Origin of the sequence: Halolactibacillus sp. JCM 19043, assembly GCF_001310395.1 — a bacterium.
Lineage (GTDB): Bacteria > Bacillota > Bacilli > Bacillales > Amphibacillaceae > Halolactibacillus > Halolactibacillus miurensis.
Genome location: NZ_BAXD01000014.1, coordinates 11,864 through 29,944, shown reverse-complemented (window position 1 = coordinate 29,944; position 18,081 = coordinate 11,864). Strand labels below are relative to the sequence as shown.

The 18,081-nt window shown below is 41.1% G+C and carries 14 protein-coding genes, 1 tRNA gene and 1 pseudogene; 11 read left to right on the top strand and 5 right to left on the bottom strand.

Features of this window, described 5'->3' with window-relative positions; translation table 11 throughout:
- Positions 1-118: 118 nt before the first annotated feature.
- The 4 genes from JCM19043_RS08340 to JCM19043_RS08325 form a co-directional block, all read right to left on the bottom strand.
- Positions 119-1,099 (bottom strand): polyprenyl synthetase family protein, encoded by a 981-nt coding sequence (locus tag JCM19043_RS08340; RefSeq protein WP_062321645.1) that lies wholly within the window; start codon positions 1,097-1,099, stop codon positions 119-121.
- Positions 1,096-1,647 carry a Gx transporter family protein gene (locus JCM19043_RS08335; protein WP_062321643.1) on the bottom strand — a complete coding sequence of 184 codons (552 nt, stop codon included), beginning with the start codon at positions 1,645-1,647 and terminating at the stop codon, positions 1,096-1,098. The genes JCM19043_RS08340 and JCM19043_RS08335 overlap by 4 nt, the downstream gene beginning before the upstream one ends.
- A complete protein-coding gene (locus tag JCM19043_RS08330; RefSeq protein WP_062321641.1) occupies positions 1,640-2,080 on the bottom strand; it encodes a NusG domain II-containing protein in 441 nt (146 codons plus the stop codon). Before JCM19043_RS08330 ends, JCM19043_RS08335 begins: the two co-directional genes overlap by 8 nt.
- Before the next feature lie 158 nt (positions 2,081-2,238).
- Positions 2,239-4,113: an NAD(P)/FAD-dependent oxidoreductase gene (locus JCM19043_RS08325; protein WP_062321638.1), complete on the bottom strand. Its 1,875-nt coding sequence runs from the start codon at positions 4,111-4,113 to the stop codon at positions 2,239-2,241.
- A 556-nt stretch (positions 4,114-4,669) separates the two neighbouring features.
- Between JCM19043_RS08325 and JCM19043_RS08320 the strand changes: the two genes are divergently transcribed.
- From JCM19043_RS08320 to abc-f, 9 genes and pseudogenes are all read left to right on the top strand, one after another.
- On the top strand, positions 4,670-5,707 hold the full coding sequence (locus JCM19043_RS08320; RefSeq protein ID WP_062321704.1) for an FAD:protein FMN transferase: 1,038 nt from the start codon (positions 4,670-4,672) through the stop codon (positions 5,705-5,707).
- Between the two features lie 20 nt (positions 5,708-5,727).
- Positions 5,728-6,666 carry a 1,4-dihydroxy-2-naphthoate polyprenyltransferase gene (menA, locus tag JCM19043_RS08315; RefSeq protein ID WP_062321636.1) on the top strand — a complete coding sequence of 313 codons (939 nt, stop codon included), beginning with the start codon at positions 5,728-5,730 and terminating at the stop codon, positions 6,664-6,666.
- 91 nt (positions 6,667-6,757) lie between these two features.
- The gene (locus JCM19043_RS08310) at positions 6,758-7,570 is read left to right on the top strand and encodes an energy-coupling factor transporter ATPase (RefSeq protein ID WP_062321634.1); all 813 of its coding nucleotides are present in this window, start codon (positions 6,758-6,760) and stop codon (positions 7,568-7,570) included.
- Positions 7,561-8,418 carry an energy-coupling factor transporter ATPase gene (locus tag JCM19043_RS08305; protein WP_062321632.1) on the top strand — a complete coding sequence of 286 codons (858 nt, stop codon included), beginning with the start codon at positions 7,561-7,563 and terminating at the stop codon, positions 8,416-8,418. Before JCM19043_RS08310 ends, JCM19043_RS08305 begins: the two co-directional genes overlap by 10 nt.
- Positions 8,415-9,215 carry an energy-coupling factor transporter transmembrane protein EcfT gene (locus tag JCM19043_RS08300; protein ID WP_062321631.1) on the top strand — a complete coding sequence of 267 codons (801 nt, stop codon included), beginning with the start codon at positions 8,415-8,417 and terminating at the stop codon, positions 9,213-9,215. The genes JCM19043_RS08305 and JCM19043_RS08300 overlap by 4 nt, the downstream gene beginning before the upstream one ends.
- Before the next feature lie 180 nt (positions 9,216-9,395).
- Entirely contained in the window at positions 9,396-10,361 is a 966-nt protein-coding gene (locus JCM19043_RS08295; protein ID WP_062321629.1) for a tRNA-dihydrouridine synthase, read from the top strand.
- Positions 10,362-10,599: 238 nt separating this feature from the next.
- Complete coding sequence (locus JCM19043_RS08290) at positions 10,600-11,829, top strand: MFS transporter (RefSeq protein ID WP_062321628.1); 1,230 nt, start codon at positions 10,600-10,602, stop codon at positions 11,827-11,829.
- A 21-nt stretch (positions 11,830-11,850) separates the two neighbouring features.
- A complete protein-coding gene (locus tag JCM19043_RS08285) occupies positions 11,851-13,152 on the top strand; it encodes an alkaline phosphatase family protein (protein WP_062321626.1) in 1,302 nt (433 codons plus the stop codon).
- 281 nt (positions 13,153-13,433) lie between these two features.
- Positions 13,434-15,078 (top strand): annotated as a pseudogene (gene abc-f / locus JCM19043_RS08280) (ribosomal protection-like ABC-F family protein).
- A gap of 106 nt (positions 15,079-15,184) precedes the next feature.
- Here the strand turns inward: abc-f and JCM19043_RS08275 are convergent.
- Positions 15,185-15,261: transfer RNA gene (locus JCM19043_RS08275), tRNA-Met, on the bottom strand.
- Between the two features lie 197 nt (positions 15,262-15,458).
- On the opposite strand from JCM19043_RS08275, the gene JCM19043_RS16415 reads away from it, so the two are divergent.
- The gene (locus tag JCM19043_RS16415; RefSeq protein WP_156321372.1) at positions 15,459-15,596 is read left to right on the top strand and encodes a hypothetical protein; all 138 of its coding nucleotides are present in this window, start codon (positions 15,459-15,461) and stop codon (positions 15,594-15,596) included.
- An 11-nt stretch (positions 15,597-15,607) separates the two neighbouring features.
- The gene (locus JCM19043_RS08270) at positions 15,608-17,818 is read left to right on the top strand and encodes a SpoIIE family protein phosphatase (RefSeq protein WP_197274788.1); all 2,211 of its coding nucleotides are present in this window, start codon (positions 15,608-15,610) and stop codon (positions 17,816-17,818) included.
- The last annotated feature ends 263 nt before the right edge of the window (positions 17,819-18,081 follow it).

Below are 18,081 nucleotides of genomic sequence, written 5' to 3'. Positions count from 1 at the left end.
TTTAATTATTATTTTATCGTCTTTGTAAAACTTCATTATTAAAACAAGCATCCACAATCAAAAGAGATTGTGGACGCTTGTTTTGGTTAGAGTGAGTTAATTATTTATCGAATATAACTTATAAAGTGCGCTCTAACATATCGGTGATAATGTGTTTAAGGGTTGCTTTATAGTCACCTTCTGGTAACTTGCTTAAAGTGTTTAAAGCTTTTTTAGTGTAGCGTGCTGCCAGTTTTTGTGCAGCGATCACACCGCCTGTTTGATCAATAAGAGCTTTTAGCTCATGAATGGTCTCATCGCTAAAGGGTGTCTCTTTGTTTAGTAAGGCTCCCACCTTTTCTGGTTGTTGTTGGTAACTATAAATCAGTGGTAACGTATAAATACCTTGTCGAATATCAGCCATGACGGGTTTACCGACGTCTTTTGCATCACCTTTAACATCTAAAATATCATCAATGATTTGAAACGCCATCCCGATATATTTCCCCATATTATACGCACGCTGTCTATCGCGTAATGAGGCCCCACTTTCAGTAGCGCCGGTATAACAGCTTACCGCAAAGAGTTGCGCTGTTTTACCCGAAATACGTGATAGATAGCTCTTTACACTCTTCGGTGGAGTGAAGCGAGACTCTAACTGATCAAGTTCACCGATTAAGACTTTTTCCATACTACGGGCATTGTAATTGAGTAAGTTTAATTCTTCGGTATACTGTGACAACATGTTAAAGCAAATAGAAAAGAGATAGTCCCCGGCATAAATCGCATAGCGATTATCTTTTACTGTGTGTAAGGTAGGGATTTGTCGTCTTGTATCGGCTTGGTCAATCACATCATCATGGATAAGTGTGGCCATATGGAGGGTTTCTAATGCTGCCGCAAAAGCAATTGATTTATCACGGTCGTATTGATTCCCCATTTGACTTGTGAGTAAGGCAAAGACCGGACGTAGCATTTTGCCGTGATTATTCGTCACCTTTTTAATTTGTGCTTCAATTTGTTTGTTTTTTATTCGTATATGTTGACTGATTGTCTCTTCTACTGCCCGAAGATCATCGATGAGCGCCTCGTTATTTTGCCAAATCTGATAGGTAGTCATAATCTAACCTCTTTCATATCATCTATTTCAAGTGTTTTTAAGTCCATATAATAGTGCAGACGTTCGACGCGATGTAATAAATAGTGAGCGGCAATACCGGTCGCAATGCCTGTTAAAATACCGATTAGCGATAACACGGGTAAATAAAGCATCACACTAAAGGTATTGGCGACAAGACTAGCGACGACTAACTGACCGATGTTATGAAAAACAGCGCCAGTCGCGCTCACACCAATAATGCTGACTTTTGGTAAGTGTTTAACAAACAGCATCCCTAGAAAGCTTGCGAGTGCTCCCATCCCGCTATAGAGGAAGGTTGAGACTGTTCCTGCTAAAAGGGTTTGAAGCAATAAGCGTATCACGACCACTTTCATCGTGTCTTTTACCGGTAAGGTATATAACGCCATACAGGTAATAATATTTGCTAGACCAAGCTTTGCGCCTGGCGCAAAGAAAAAGGGTGAAGGAATCATTCGCTCAACTAAGCCGATAATAACAGCTTGGCTAGCGAGAAGGGCTATATAGACAAGTCGTTGATTGTTACTCATAGTGTAACCCCTTCGTGAAAATAAATGAGCTAATAATATCAATCTCTTGGTCATCTGTAGAATCTTTTGCGGTTATTTCAACGATGACTTTATGTGGGAGACAGACAATCGTCTCACCTGGTGAGTCAATCGCGCCTGAACGGACGCAGACTTGATCGTTACAATTAGCGTCGTGCATATGCACCTCACCATTTGATATGTTGATAGTATTATAGTGCCCGTCATCAGAATCAATCGTGATCTGTTCGGTGTCATCTATATCTGACAGGGCGATTTCGTGTAACACCGTTTGGTCTTTGGTGATGACAACAAAGCGTTCACCACCGGATGATTGTTGAGCATAAAAAACAGCAAAAGGAAGAAAAGAAATAACGATAAGCACAAGAATAATAAGAACATCGCTAACTGTTGCGAGTTTAAAAAAACGTGTCATTTCTATCCTTCCTTTCATTGTTTTCTCTATATTAATTGTATAGCCGAACCACAGATGTTTCAATCATTTCTACTTCATACCATAAAGGCGATAAAAGTAGAGTGCGATGGCCCTCTATGAAGAAAGCATCGCAATTACATTATCTATTTAAGTGAGTGTTACTTCTTATGATCGGAGTAGATCGCTTTCGGTTCCCCGTACCAGAACTTGCTGAGTTTTGTTTGGATAAATGGAATCACCCAGTAGTCTAAACCAAACGTACGACCTGAGCCGTTAAGTAAGGCAATCGATGCTGGAAGTGCCCAAACTTTATCCCAACCGAGCATAGCTGTTAAAGTAAACATCACAAGGAAAGCAGCACTTGCAGCTGATGCTAACCAGGCGAATAAACCGGCAATTAAAGCTAAACCAATTGCAAGTTCAACGAAGACCATGGCTTTTTGAGCAAAAAGAGCTAACTCTTGTGTCGGTACAAAAATCTTCATAATCCATTCAAACCAGAACGGCATTTCAGAAAGAATAGGCTCTGCCCACTCACCGCTCGCACCAGCATCTGATGCCGCTGATGTTGCATCTTGTAACCAACCGAAGTTGATGTTAAGTGTATCAGACACTAACCATGAATCTTCACCAAGGCCAGTGAATAATTCACCGACTTTAGAAAAGCTAGATGTGGCTTCGTCCCACTTTGTTTTACCCCAAAGTTTAGAACCAGCTTCAACAATCCAGAAACCACCGACGAATATACGGAGTGGTATGCTCCATAAAACATTACCATAGCGTGTTAAGAAGTCACGGAAAATATTACGCTTATCTTTTGTATGGAAGAATTCGTGTTCAACATACTTGAACATATAGTAACCACTACCAATACCGAAGAAGTAGTAAAGGTTGACTAAGTGTTTAACAAAGTTAGCAAACCAACCACTTAAGTGTAAGCCCATTAAGTCAGCCACACCGTAACGTGCACCAATTGATACCATCACACCGTGGTATTTACCTTCATAGCCTACTTTTTCGCCACCTGTCATTTCAGCGATAATATTTTTCGCTGCGGTTGTCCCTGTTTGTTCTGCAGCTTCAACGATTTGTGGTGTTGGCTTACCTGGTTCTTCTTCGAAGTACGCTAAGTCACCAACAACATAGACGTTTTTATGAGCTTCTGATTGCATATATTTATTTACTTTTAAGCGGCCTGCGCGCGCTTGTTCTAAATCAAATGATTCTGTATCTGTATTAGCTTTAACCCCAGCAGTCCACGCAAGTGTATATGTTGGGATGACTTCGCCGCTTTGAAGCACGATTTCTGTTTCGCGTACTTCAACGATCGGTGAGTCTTTTAAGATTCTTACGCCATGTTTTTGCAAATAGTGTTCTGCTTTATCTGCATCACGACGCTCTAACATGTTAAGAATCGTCGGTGCTGCTTCAATGACATAAATCGTGATTTCTTCAGGATCAAGTTTATGGTCTTTTGCGAGACGACCTTTCCATTCAAGCAATTCACCCGCAAGTTCGATACCAGTAAAACCAGAACCACAAACAGTGAATGTTAACATGGCGCGGCGTGTTTTTTCATCATGTTCATTTGCTGCACGGTGCACCATTGTTTCAATCTGTTCACGCATTTTAACAGCATCTTCCCATGACCAAAGGGTAAAGCCGTGTTCTTTCACGCCAGGTGTACCAAAGTCATTTGGTTCCCCGCCCATACCTAAGATGAGGTAGTCAAAGTTAAATTCGCCTGTTTCAGTGATCACCTTTTTCTTGTCATGATCAACATGTGTGACGTTGTCTGTGACAAGATTCACTTTTGTTCGGTTAAATAAACGACGCAAGTCGAATTGAATCGCATCAGGCTCCACGCGGTGTGCAGCAACCTCGTGTAATTCTGTCATCATTGTGTGGTACGAGTGACGGTCGATTAGTGTAATCGTCACATCGTCGTCTTTTTTAAACTTCTTAGCTAACTTCTTCGCCGCATGAACACCCGCATACCCGGCGCCAATCAAGACGATATCTTTTTTAGCCATACGCTCACTCTCCTAATATATATATTTGTTTCAAATTAAAAATTTGTTGTGAATACTTGAACAACCGTTACCTATTCTAACGCCATTTTTGTCGGATGTCTAGGGCTTTTGAAAGATTTTATAAGAAAATATATAAAAAGTATAGATTTTCACATACTTATATACATATGTTGAATTGTGTCGACTTAAAAAGTGAGAATCTTCATTAATATGTCATTATTTAAATAATATCAACGATGCGCTCTTTCACTGAATTTATATAGAGAACATAATTAAACGACTCATACGCCCTGATAAGGTTATGAAGATAGCGAGATGGTGATTAAAGCAATTAATTATACAAAATAGTTGTCAAAGTATTCACATTGACAAGAAAAACCGCTAGAATAGTAAAGGAAAACCATCACATAGAGTAGGACTGTCTATTATTTTGGTTATTAGCACGTTTCACGTAAAGCAAATGACTGGCACTTATACAGTCCATTCGTTAAGATATAGACTTGTGATAATATTCACAGAAAAACAGCTACATGAAAGAGGGATGAAGATGATGCGATTGAGACGCAACAAGTTAATGAGTTTGTTACTGTTAACCGTCTTATTGTTATCGGCTTGCGGTAATGATGATGGATTATTAGATAGCCCAATAAAAGAAACAGGTTTTGTGTTAGGGACGGTCGTCAATCTATCGGTGTATGATGAAGGAAAAGAAGCGGCTGTATCAGGTGCCTTTGATTTGATTTCGGACTGGGAAGCAGTATTAAGCGATGAAGTCGCGACATCTGAAGTCAGTGCGATTAACAAAAATGCTGGTAAGGAGCCGGTGAAAGTCTCTGAGCCTGTCTTTAACTTAGTGAAAGAGGCGATTCACTATGGTGAGTTATCTAACGGTGGATTTGATGTGACAACCGGTCCATTAACGAATTTGTGGCGGATCGGTTATGACGATGCTAGAAAGCCGTCTCAAGCAGAGATTGATGATACGTTACCGATCGTGGACTATACGAAGATTGAACTGGATGAAACCAATCAAACGGTCTATTTACCATCAGAAAATATGGAACTTGACCTCGGAGGTATCGCAAAAGGCTTTATTGCCGATGAAGTTGTGAAGTATTTTGACGCGGAAGATGTGACCACAGCGATTATTGACCTTGGTGGTAATGTGTACGTAAAAGGCAACCGACCATCAGGTGAAGAGTGGACAGTTGGTGTTCAAAATCCTTATTTAGGACGTGGACAATTGCTTGGTCGTATTCGGGCAAGTGATCTATCCGTCGTAACGTCAGGTATCTATGAGCGTTATCTAGAAGTTGATGGCGAACAGTATCATCATATCCTTGATCCAAAGACGGGTTACCCATATGATAATGAGATTGCGGGAGTTACAATCGTGAGCGAAACGTCAGTGGCAGGTGATGCGTTATCAACTTCTGTTTTTAGTTTAGGTTTAGATGACGGACTTGCACTTATTGAAACATTGGAAGATGTTGAAGCGGTGTTTGTCACAAAAGATAAACGAATTGTGCTATCCAGTGGATTAACCAATCAATTTGAAGTGTTAAATGAAAATTTTGAAACAAATGAGTCGTGAGAGAAAAAGGAGAGCGAAATATGACGATACCTACATTTTTAAAACTTGTTGAAATCCAAACGAAAATTGCGAGTGTGTTTCCGTTTTTAATTGGAATCTTATTCGTCTGGCTACGCTTTGATAGCTTTGATGTGGTGAATACCTTGATTTTCTTTATCGCGATGTTACTGTTTGATTTAACAACGACGGCGATTAATAATTTTATGGATTATCTAAAAGCAACCTCAGATGAATACCGAAAAGAACGCAACGTTATCGGTCAAGAAAATATTCCGACAACGCTTGTTTTTCAAACGATTATTACCATGCTCGTGATAGCGAGTGGATTAGGTATTTGGTTGACGGTGAGAACGGATTTATTCGTCTTAGTCATTGGGGCTATTTGTTTTGCGATTGGCATTTTTTATACGTTCGGTCCCATCCCCTTGTCACGTATGCCACTCGGAGAAGTTTTCTCAGGCTTTACGATGGGCTTTGGGATTATCTTTTTAGCTGTTTATATTAATGCTTATGACCAAGGTATTGTTCACTTAGGCTTTGACGGCGCAACGTTACAGTTTGAAGCGAACTTGATTTATTTATTAGAAATTCTGTTGATTAGCTTACCGAGCGTACTAACAATCGCGAATCTGATGCTTGCTAACAACATTTGCGATTTAGAAGAAGACATTAGTAATTATCGTTTCACGCTCCCTTACTATATCGGTAAGGACGCTGCGGTGAAATTATTCAATGTCCTTTATCTGTTAAGTTTTGTGGCGATTATTGCAGCAGTAGCGTTACAAATTGTGCCGGTTGTTGTGCTTATTAGTCTGATTAGTTTTTATCCTGTCTTAAAACATGTCCAGTTATTTAATAAAAAACAGATTAAACAAGAAACGTTTGTCGTATCGGTGAAAAACTTAGTGATTGTCAATGGTGCACTTGTGGCGAGCTTTTTATTGGCGTTATTCATATAATATTTTACGATATTGTTTAAGAAAAGATTACTTTCCAGGCTTGACGTCTATCAAGCGGCTATAAATAAATCTAAGAAAGGGGTGAGACATCTTGAGAAAAACAGTTTTAAAAGTGACCAACGGTTATTACCGTTATGATAAACGTTATGAGGACTATCAGTTAGAAAATATCAACTTATCACTCTTTGAGGGTGAATGGATCAGTTTGATTGGTGATAATGGTTCGGGAAAATCCACCCTTGCGAAAGTGTTATCAGGGCTTTATCACTTAGACCGAGGAACGGTATTTCTCAACGGTGTCTTACTCGCGGAAGAGACGTTACCGTTATTCAGAAAAACAGTGGGTGTCGTGTTTCAAAATCCAGATCATCAGTTTATCGGTACGTCGGTCGAAGATGATGTTGCGTTTAGCTTAGAAAACCAACAGATTGCCAGGACTGAAATGAAGTGCCGGGTAGAAAAGGCGCTAAGAGATGTTGACATGTGGGACTTAAAAACCGAGGACCCGACCAGTCTTTCCGGTGGTCAAAAACAGCGGGTACAAATTGCAGGACTATTAGCGATGCAACCAGATGTGATGATCTTTGATGAGGCGTTTGTCATGCTGGACCCATATAGTCGGCGTGACTTATTACACTTACTACGTGATTTGAAAGAAACGTATCCACTCACGATTATCTCGATTACCCATGACCCAGAAGAAGTTGAGCATAGTGATCGTGTGATTGTGATGGAAGAAGCCAAGCTGAAAGATGACGGGACAGTGGCGGATATTTATCAACGTAACCACAGTCTAGCGCCACCGCCAAGTGAGGCGCTACACCGGTTGTTGATTGAGAAAAATCATGCATTAAAAGAAGGATTTATGTCACAAGCGGACATGGTGAAGCACTTATGCACATAACTTTTAATCGCGTCAGTGCCAATTATCAACTAGGTCCGATTAAACGGGCAAATATTTTGACAGACTTATCGGCAGAAGTTAAGCCGGGTTCATTTACGGCTGTTATTGGTCCAACCGGTGCCGGAAAGTCCAGTCTACTCAAACTCATTAATGGCTTGTTGTTACCGAGTGTGGGCGAAGTCAGTGTCGGTGAGGTTGTGTTTACCTCTAAAGCGTCAAAACAAGCGTTAAAACAAGTGCGAAAACGCGTTGGAATGGCTTTTCAATTCCCAGAACATCAATTGTTTGCCGAGACGGTTTATGAAGACTTAGCTTTTGGTCCACGTAACTTTCATATGACAGACAGCGAGATTGACGCAACCGTCAAGCATGTGTGTCAGTTAACAGGGATTGATCAATCGCTCCTTGAGCGGTCACCTTTTAGTCTTTCGGGTGGACAACAACGCCGTGTGGCGATTGCGGGGATTCTTGCGACGAAGCCAGATATCCTTGTGTTAGATGAACCAGCCGCTGGGCTAGACCCAGCAGCAAAAAAACAGATTCTAGAGATGTTATCTAACTTACACAGAACAGAGAAGTTAACGACACTCATGGTGACTCATGACATGGATGACGTTGTTCATTATGCCGATGATGTTATCGTGATGGCGGAAGGTCAAATTAAGGCCCACTTAGACGTGCGGTCATTGTTTGCTGATCAAGATTTACTGGACCGCTATCAGTTAGACGTCCCTACGGCTCTCTCGCTTCAACAACAATTGGAACAGGCGAAAGGTGAGCGGTTAAATAATCGGTCACTGACATTAACAGAGCTGGCTGATAACTTAATTGAGGAGGGATGGGTATGAATCGACTTATTATTGGGCGTTATTTCCCGGGAAATTCACTGATTCATCAACTTGATCCGCGGTTTAAGCTCATCTTTGTGCTCTATTTTATCGGCTTATTATTCTTTTTAGACGGTATGATTCTACAAGCCATCTTTTTTATTCTCACTCTCGTGATTATGGTGTCAACGGGCGTTTCGCTTAAGACGTATGTACGCGGGGTCAGACCGCTCATCTGGCTGATTCTGTTTGCGACGATACTAAGAATTGTGACAACACGTGGAGGAGCCATCTATTATGAAGCGGGGTTTCTCACGCTATCGGAATTTGGTCTTGTGAGCGGAGCGTATACGTTCTTACGCTTTGTTGAGATGATTTTTATTTCGACCGTTCTTACATTAACGACCAAACCGATCGATTTAACGGATGCGATTTACTTCTTGTTAAAACCGCTCCGGTATCTTTATGTCCCTGTGGAAGAATTAAGCCTCATGCTGTCGATTGCGCTTCGGTTTATCCCGAATTTATTAGACGAGACAGAAAAGGTCATGAATGCGCAAAAAGCACGCGGCATGGTGTTTGGTGAAGGTAATCTACTAGAACAGATGAAAGCTCTCACCCCGCTCGTCTTGCCACTCTTTGCCCACTCACTAAAACGAGCAGAAGATATGGCAGATGTGCTTGAGGTGAAAGGTTATAAAAGCGGGGCCAAACGTACCCATTACCGAGCCTTAACGTGGCAAGTAAAAGATACGTTAGGTGTCGGTTTGTTAGTAGTTTTAACATTCGTCGTAATGACGATTAATGTCTTCGGATGATCAATGAAAAGATGAAAGAAGTGAAAAGCTGAATGAGAGATTCATTGGCTTTTTCTTTTTTGGTATTTTTAAAGCGATTGAATTGATAATGTCACAGGAGTCATGATATAACTAGATAGAAAAACGAACGCTCGACAGATAAATAACATGTCGTGTGTCTTGAATAGAAAGGGTTTTAACATGAAAGAAAACTTTTGGCGGGATTTACCGCGACCGTTTTTTATATTAGCACCAATGGAAGACGTCACCGATGTCGTGTTTCGACATGTCGTCAGTGAAGCGGCACGTCCAGATGTCTTTTTCACTGAATTCACTAATACTGTGAGTTATTGTCATCCTGAAGGAAAAGAAAGTGTCAGAGGTCGGTTAACCTTCACGGAAGATGAACAACCGATGGTGGCTCACATTTGGGGCGATGAACCGAAGTATTTTAAACAAATGAGCTTAGGTCTAGCAGAAGCTGGTTTTAAAGGGATTGATATTAACATGGGTTGCCCTGTCGCAAATGTTGCGACAAAAGGAAAGGGCTCTGGTCTCATCAATCATCCTGAGAAAGCAGCGGCCATTATTGACGCAACAAAAGCGGGTGGTTTACCTGTCAGTGTGAAGACGCGCATCGGTTATACCGATGTAGAAGAATTGCGCGGGTGGTTAACCCATATTTTAAAACAAGACATTGTTAATTTGTCGATCCACTTACGTACGCGCAAGGAAATGAGTGATGTGGATGCGCACTGGGAGCTGATTCCTGACATTATGCAACTGCGCGATGAAGTAGCACCGGACACCTTAATCACCATTAATGGCGATATTCTTGACCGACAGATGGGCTTAGAACTCGTTGAGAAATACGGCGTTGATGGGGTGATGATAGGTCGAGGTATTTTTAAAAATCCATTTGCGTTTGAAGTAGAAAAGAAAGAACACGACTACAAAGAGTTCCTCCATTTATTACATCGTCATTTAGATTTATTTGATTACTATTCAAGCATAGAAGACCGCTCTTTCAAACCACTGCGTCGTTTTTTTAAGATTTATGTCCGTGGTTTTAGAGGGGCAAGTGACTTACGCAATCAGTTGATGACGACGCATACGACAGAGGAAGTACGAGACATCTTAAAACAGTATGACCAAGTAGAAAATTAAATGCCTATGACAATACCCTTCGCTCCTATATGGATCGGAGGGTTCTTTTTATTTTTATCGATAGCCTTATTCGATTGACCATGTTATAACATCATATGGCTTAAAGAACCTTTCATACCAAGAACCATCATCTCTCGTCACCACTGTCTATTTACTGATAATAGTTTACAAAGAAATCATCTTATATTTACATAAATATGCTACACTCTTCTTAAGAAGGATTTAAAGGAGGCGTGTCATGAAGTTAACAAAAGAAGAGCGCTCATGGATTTTATACGACTGTGGTAATTCAGCTTATTCAATGGCTATTACGACGGCGCTGTTGCCGATTGTCTTCGGTATGTTTGATAATGTCGACAGCAGTATGACGTTAGGATACTTTAATTCGATCGCCAGTATTATCATTGCGGTGTTAAGTCCGATCCTCGGCACGATTGCTGACTATAAAGATAAGAAGAAACGCTTTTTTATCTTCTTTGCGGTACTAGGTATTGCCGCGACCGTATTTCTCGCTGCCGTGCCACCAGAAAGTGGACAGTGGCAATTATTGATTCTCTTTTATGTGTTATCGTCGATCGGTTTCGCAGGCGCGAATATTTTCTATGATGCTTTTCTAGTGGATGTGACGACTGATGAGCGAATGGACAAAGTATCGACGATGGGATTTGCTTTTGGCTATATTGCTAGTGTCATTCCTTTTGGGATCAGCCTCTTACTCGTTTTATGGATGGGTATGGACCAAGTCATCGGTTATCAAGCGGGATTTATCGTGACCGCGCTGTGGTGGGGACTTCTTACGATACCGATGTATCGTGATGTTCATCAGAAGCATTATGTCGCACCTGAGCCAAGGCCGGTTAGAAATAGTTTTAAACGCCTGTTCCAGACGTTTAAGAACATTCGCCAATACAAGGTTGTCTTTATTTTTTTAATTGCTTATTTCTTTTACATTGATGGTGTCGATACCATTATTAAGATGGTAGTCCCGTATGCGACGTCAGTGTTAGATGCGGGAGCATTAGATACGTTCACGTTGTTGGGTATTTTGTTGGTGATTCAGTTGATCGCTTTCCCGTGTGCGTATTTATACGGTACATTAGCTAAAAAATATTCTTCAAGAACAATGATTATTACCGGAATATTGACGTATATCGTCTCTTGTCTTGCGGCGTTTTTCATTACATCGGTCTGGCACATTTTTATTTTAGGCGCTTTAATTGGCTCAGCCCAAGGCGGGATTCAAGCGCTTAGCCGGTCTTATTATGCGAAAATCATACCGAAAGCTAATGCGAATGAATTCTTTGGCTTTTATAATATTTTTGGGAAGTTCGCGGCGATTATGGGACCTGCCTTGATGGCTCTAACAACATCATTAACGGGTAATGCTCAGTATAGTATTTTAGCGATTATTCCCTTATTTATCATTGGTTTAACCGTCTTTATAACCTTGCCGAAAAATTTAGCCTAACATGCCAGAGGAGGAATATATGTGGAACCATTAAACGGAAGACTTGCTAAACATGTGGTTGTTGTGTCATATGATGCTTTTTCAGAAGATCATTTTGAACAAGCAAAACAGTTACCGAATCTTAAAAGACTCGTGACAAGCGGTGTACATACAACCAAACTTAAAAGTGTGAACCCAACGATGACTTATGTCGTCCACTCAACGATGGTGACCGGCGTCTACCCTGATAAACACGGGGTGTTTCACAATAATCCGCTGCAACCTTTTGTTGAAACGGATAATCAGGCGTGGCATTGGTATCGTCAGAATGTCAAAGTTCCAACGATTTATGACGCCGTAAACGCCGCTGGTTTAACGACCGCTGGCATTCTTTGGCCAGTGACCGCCCGTTCAAGCATTAAGTATAACCTACCTGAAGTCGTCGCCATTAACGGTGAGAACCAAGCGATAAAAGTCTTAAAAAATGGTCGTCCACTCTTTTGTTTAGGACTAGAATTAAAGTACGGACGGATACGGGAAGGCACCAATCAACCGTATTTGGATGATTTCTCAACGGCTTGTGCTGTTGATACGATTAAGCGTAAACAGCCGAACTTGATGCTGTTACATTTAATCGATTTAGATGACACGAAGCATGCCTATGGCACAAAAGGTCAAGCAGTGGACGAGGTCATTGAGCGGATGGACAAGCGACTCGGAGATATTATCACGGCAGTAGAAGAGGCCGGTATAATGGATGAGACAGTTTTTATTGTGTTAGGTGATCACGGTCAATTTGATGTGAAATTTAAGGTGTACCTTAATAATGTATTAAAAGAGCACGGTTTAATCGAAGAAACCGCATCCGGCTATGAGTGGCATGCTTACTTTCAAAGTACCGGTGGGTCCGCCTACTTGCATATCAAAGACGGTGACAAAGAAACGGAAGCGCATGCGTTAGCTATCGTCAATGACATTGTGACAAATCCTAAATATGGGGTAAAACAATTGTACAAACGGGAGGAATTAGATGAACTGCATGTCGATCCGTCGATTCGCTATATGCTTGAAGCAAAAAAAGGATATAGCTTTGAAGATGACATAACGGATGAAGACGTTGTTGATTTAACCGCTCGCGGTGAAACATATGCGACACATGGTTACTCAACAGAACAAGATAACTATCGCTGTAACTTCATTATCGCTGGTAAAAACATAAAACTAAATGCACAACTGGGTGAGATTGAAATGGTTGATGTTGCGCCGACGATTGCGCGTATTTTAGGGGTTGAACTTAATGACGTTGATGGTCGAAGTCTAGATGAAGTGTTTAAGGGTGATTGATCGTAAATAATAAGCCTTATATTATGAGGTGACATATGCTACACTAGAGACAATTAAGGAAAAGGAGTGATGGGTGGACGATGAAGAACTAATCTAACGTTTATTGAGCTGAAATCATAAATTTCAAGCAAGATACACGAAGGATTAGTCTGCCCATTTTTACGTGTAGGAGACGTTTATCAATCGATAAATGAGTCCCACGCTTCTTTTTGGTACGGTTAATCCTTCCAGACGACTGGGAGGGTTTTTTGCGTTTTTATAAGTGAAACATCCCCCGAGCTATGAAAGGGATGAGTATTATGGAAGCATTGATACAATTAACAAATGTCACCTATCACTTAGCGGGTAGAACGCTATTGTCAGAGGTGAATGTGACCATTTATGACGGCGATGTGATTGGTATTGTCGGACCAAATGGTGCGGGAAGTCAACCTTACTTCAGCTATTGCACGGAAAAATCGAGCCGGAAGAAGGTCAAGTAAAACAAAGACAATCACTCGCGACACATCACTTCATACAAGAGATGAAAGCCTATCAACCAGACAATGAGAGCGGAGAAAGACACCGCCTCTTGAGTGAGTGGAAAGTTCCTAAGGCGCTATACGAACATTTGAGTGGTGGAGAACAATTGAAGTATCGTCTAGTGGATGCTTTTAGTCAGTTAGTGGACGTACTACTGTTGGATGAACCAACTAATCACTTGGACGAAACAGGTATGCATCAATTGATTGACAGCATTCATCAAACAACCGGCGCTGTCGTGATTGTCTCGCATGACCGCTATGTACTCGACCAAGTGGCAACGAAAATATGGTCATTAGAAAGCGGAACGATTCACGCGTATCCAGGCAATTACTCAGACTTTGTGGAACAACGAAAACAAAAGCAAGTCACAGAAGAGCGTCAGATGAAGAAGCAACAAAAACAAGTCGAGGATGTAAGAAGACAAATGAAAGCCTTGACTTCATGGTCTGACAAGGCCCATCGACAGTCGACAAAACAAGAGGGTTATAAAGAACATTATCGTAAAAAGGCAAAGCGGATGGATCAGATGGTAAAGTCAAAACAAAAGCGGTTACAGCGGTCATTAGAAGCCTCACCCATTGTCCCGGTTGAGAAAGAACCAGCTGTATTTTTCCAGCTTTCGACGCATCAGTCCGTTGGGCGTCGGTATATAGAAGTGAAAGATTTAAGTGTGAGGATTAAAGGGCGCCTATTATTCCAAGATGTACATGTTACTATCCAACATGGGGAAAGAATCGCTTTAATTGGACCGAATGGATGCGGTAAAACAACGTTAATAGAGGTATTAATGGGTAAGAAAGTGGCAACGGGCGATGTGTGGGTATCTCGGTCCGCAAAGGTTGGTTACTTAACGCAGACGGTCTTTGATCTTCCGCTTGACGCGACACCGGAAGAAATGTTTGCACCGCAAACCTTTGATGCGCGGGCAAGGGTCCAACAGGCACTTGCTCAATTAGGTTTTTCACGTGAACAGTGGCGAGAGCAATAGAAGATATGAGTATGGGTGAACGGGTGAAGTTAAAGTTAATGGCGTTTATAATAGAAGGTAAAGATGTCTTAATACTTGATGAACCGACCAATCACTTGGATCTTGCTTCAAGGGAACAGTTAGAAAAAACGTTAATGAACTATCAGGGTACACTCATCATCGTCTCACATGATCGGTATTTCATTCGGAAAGTGACCGATACACAGCTGGTCTTTCATGATCAACAAATCGATAAAAAGCGAAGTTATGTACAATCAGAACAACGCGATACGGACTTACTGACACTTGAGACGAGACGACAAGAAGTTTTGGCTAAACTCAGTATGTTAGAAGAAAAAGGAGTCGAATATGACGTATTAGATGAGACGTTTAACAACTTAACAGAAGTCATCAAGCGCTTAAAAGATTCATGATGACGAAATGAACGGATCAGACTAAGGTAAAAATGATTCAACATAAAACAACACCCGCATGTCCTAGGACATGCGGGTGTATTATGTAAAAAAGTTAATGGTCATATGGTAGCGGCGGAGGGAGTCGAACCCACGACCTCACGGGTATGAACCGTACGCTCTAGCCAGCTGAGCTACACCGCCATAAGAAAGTCACAAGTGATATAATACAACAGACTGAGATAAGTGTCAAGGTTATTTGTGAAAATGTTTGTCTTGTTTTGTTTAAGTATCGAAGAATCACTCGGAAAGTTTAGTCGTCGCACCTACTCATTTTGACAAGTTCTGCTTCTTTTATATGGTTTAATCGAAAGAGATTAAGTATAAGAGGAGCGAATCATGTGCCATTATTAGAAGCTTATAATCATAAACAGACAAAGATTCATCGTCATCGGTCGACGAGTCGACTGACAAAAACGGCTCTCATTGATTTATTGTTGGTCATCATCCTGTCCAGAGCCTCATCTTTGACGTTTTAAGCCCCTTTTTCTTGCCGTATTATTTATATGTTTACGCGCGCGATCAGAGGCATGGTCGGGTGTTGCTGATTGTGAGTCTGTTAAGTAGCTATACAGCAGGCGACTCCATGTTTTATCTTATGATGGTGCGTCTCGTTTTATTCATCCTTTGTGAAAGATTTGGATTGTTTGAACGACGAGCCGTGATCCCGTTTGTTTTAGGTGGTATTCAACTCATCAGTCATCTGATGATTGAAGTCTTTATCCAGCCACTATCGATTTTAACCATAGCCCTTGCAAGTATGGATGCGATTTTAACAGGTGCTTTTTGGCGTCTATTTCGAGAGTGGCAACATATGACCCTCACGGTGAAGACGAAGCTTACCCATGAACAAATATTTAGTTTACTCGTGTTAATGTTTGGTCTCTTTTCAGGTCTCGATGCGTATAGTTGGTCGATGTTTCATCCGGCCGTGTTATCCGGGCGATTCATCGTCTTTGTATTAGGTTACAGCGGAGGTATGTTAGTTGGGGCGACTTTCGGTGTGGTGACCGGGGTGCTATTTAGTTTTTTATCACCGGTTTACTCATCGGAAATTATTTTACTTGCGACCCTTGGAATCATCAGTGGGGTACTAAAAGGAAAACCGAGAATCTATTCTGTAGGGTTGGGCACTCTTACGACGTTACTTTATAGTTTGTATTTTATGGAAGTGGCGCTTCTTTCTTCTGTCGTACATACAGTGATGAGTGGGGTGTTGTTACTCTTAATACCGAAGAAACAGCTGAAAAGCCTTGCGTTATTATTACCGACAACAGACGAAGCAATTCATTTTCAACAGCGCTATTTAAAAGATTTAAGAAAAGTCACGTCCGCACAAATGTCACAGTTTGCTGATATTTTTAACAGTCTATCAGAATCAATTGAAGCAACCACATCTCCGCCACTTGATGATGTGTGTCTTAAAGTGATGCACAGCACGTGTCAGAGCTGTTTAAAGTATGACTGGTGCTTCGGTGACCGTAAAGCACAAACGATTGATGAACTGATGACTGTGACCGAAGCGCTAGATGATGGGATGAGTCTTACTCATATTGAGGCATCATTACCGTTATGTATTAAAAAACGAAAAGTAATCTCGGAAATGAAAGAAGCACAGCTCTATCAACGATTAAAACATGATGTCACCATGCACCAACGTCAAGCACATCTGTTAGTGAAAGATCAATTAAAGGGGGTCTCTCAAGTGATGGGTAACTTCGCCGAGGAAGTGATGAAAGAAGGGTGTCACTATGAAAAGCAAGAACAGGATATACTAAAAGCCATTAAGCAACTCGGGATTAAAGTAGAAAACTTATCTATTTACTCACTTGAGACCGGTAATATTGATATCGAACTCACGATTATTCAAAAGCGTTATTTTGATGAAGCGGCTAAATTAATTGCCCCACTACTATCTGATATTTTAGCTGAAGTCGTCATTGTACACGATGAAACGATTAATACCTTGCCGCACCATCAACAATTTTTTAACTTTAAATCGGCTAGAAACTATACGCTCACTCTCGGAGTGAGCCATGCTGCAAAAGGAGGAGGTTTTATTTCGGGAGACAGTTATCAAATGATGGACGTGTCTCAAGGTAAGTATGTTCTCGCCATTAGTGATGGGATGGGAAATGGTCGTAAAGCACAAAAAGAAAGTATGCGAACATTAGAGTTACTGAACAAAATACTTCAATCTGGTATGGATGAAGTCATTGCGATCCAATCGATCAATCAATTGTTGTCGTTAAGACAAGATTTTGATATGTATGCGACGCTCGATTTAGCGATGATTGATTTACAATCAGGTAAATTACAGTGCGTAAAAGTTGGGGCAGCGACAAGCTTTGTGAAGCGAAAACAGTCAGTTGATACGTTGACCTCATCAAACTTACCAATTGGGATTATCCAAGATGTTGAAGTGGATAAGATTGATGTCAGTTTAAATGAGGGTGATCTCTTGATAATGATGAGCGACGGCATTATTGAAAAACGCGAAGACCATGTACATGCGCTTATTCAAAATCTAAGAACGACTGACCCGCAAGCAATAGCGGACCTCTTGCTGGATGGAGCGATTATTGACCATGATCAGACGATTGCAGATGATATGACGGTCATCGTCGCACGTCTCGATCGTTTTGAAAGCAAGTGGCAAACGATTCCTTATCAAGCCATCGAACAATACTCTTACGGTTAACACCCCGTACATAACGCTTTGTTATGTACGGGGTATTCTCTTTTAAAGTGATGACACTCTTTTCGGTTGGTAGTTGCTTAAGTTGCCTATTATTCGTTATCATATAGAAGATACGCCTCTTCTGTGTGGTTAACTTTTAAGTGACGTCAAAAAGCGCACAGCGGTGGTGTTTTTTGTATAATGGAAAGAACAATAAAGATCTCGATTTAATCGAGCACGTTTCATGAGTGAATGAAACGATTATGTATATAAAGAAGGTCATG

What these genes read in the sequence shown, in the direction of transcription:
- JCM19043_RS08335 (WP_062321643.1), bottom strand. Translation starts at nt 1,647, where the DNA reads ATGAGTAACAATCAACGACTTGTCTATATAGCCCTTCTCGCTAGCCAA.
- JCM19043_RS08295 (WP_062321629.1), top strand. Translation starts at nt 9,396, where the DNA reads ATGAAAGAAAACTTTTGGCGGGATTTACCGCGACCGTTTTTTATATTA.
- JCM19043_RS08330 (WP_062321641.1), bottom strand. Translation starts at nt 2,080, where the DNA reads ATGACACGTTTTTTTAAACTCGCAACAGTTAGCGATGTTCTTATTATT.
- JCM19043_RS08290 (WP_062321628.1), top strand. Translation starts at nt 10,600, where the DNA reads ATGAAGTTAACAAAAGAAGAGCGCTCATGGATTTTATACGACTGTGGT.
- JCM19043_RS08305 (WP_062321632.1), top strand. Translation starts at nt 7,561, where the DNA reads ATGCACATAACTTTTAATCGCGTCAGTGCCAATTATCAACTAGGTCCG.
- JCM19043_RS08340 (WP_062321645.1), bottom strand. Translation starts at nt 1,099, where the DNA reads ATGACTACCTATCAGATTTGGCAAAATAACGAGGCGCTCATCGATGAT.
- menA (WP_062321636.1), top strand. Translation starts at nt 5,728, where the DNA reads ATGACGATACCTACATTTTTAAAACTTGTTGAAATCCAAACGAAAATT.
- JCM19043_RS08325 (WP_062321638.1), bottom strand. Translation starts at nt 4,113, where the DNA reads ATGGCTAAAAAAGATATCGTCTTGATTGGCGCCGGGTATGCGGGTGTT.
- JCM19043_RS08300 (WP_062321631.1), top strand. Translation starts at nt 8,415, where the DNA reads ATGAATCGACTTATTATTGGGCGTTATTTCCCGGGAAATTCACTGATT.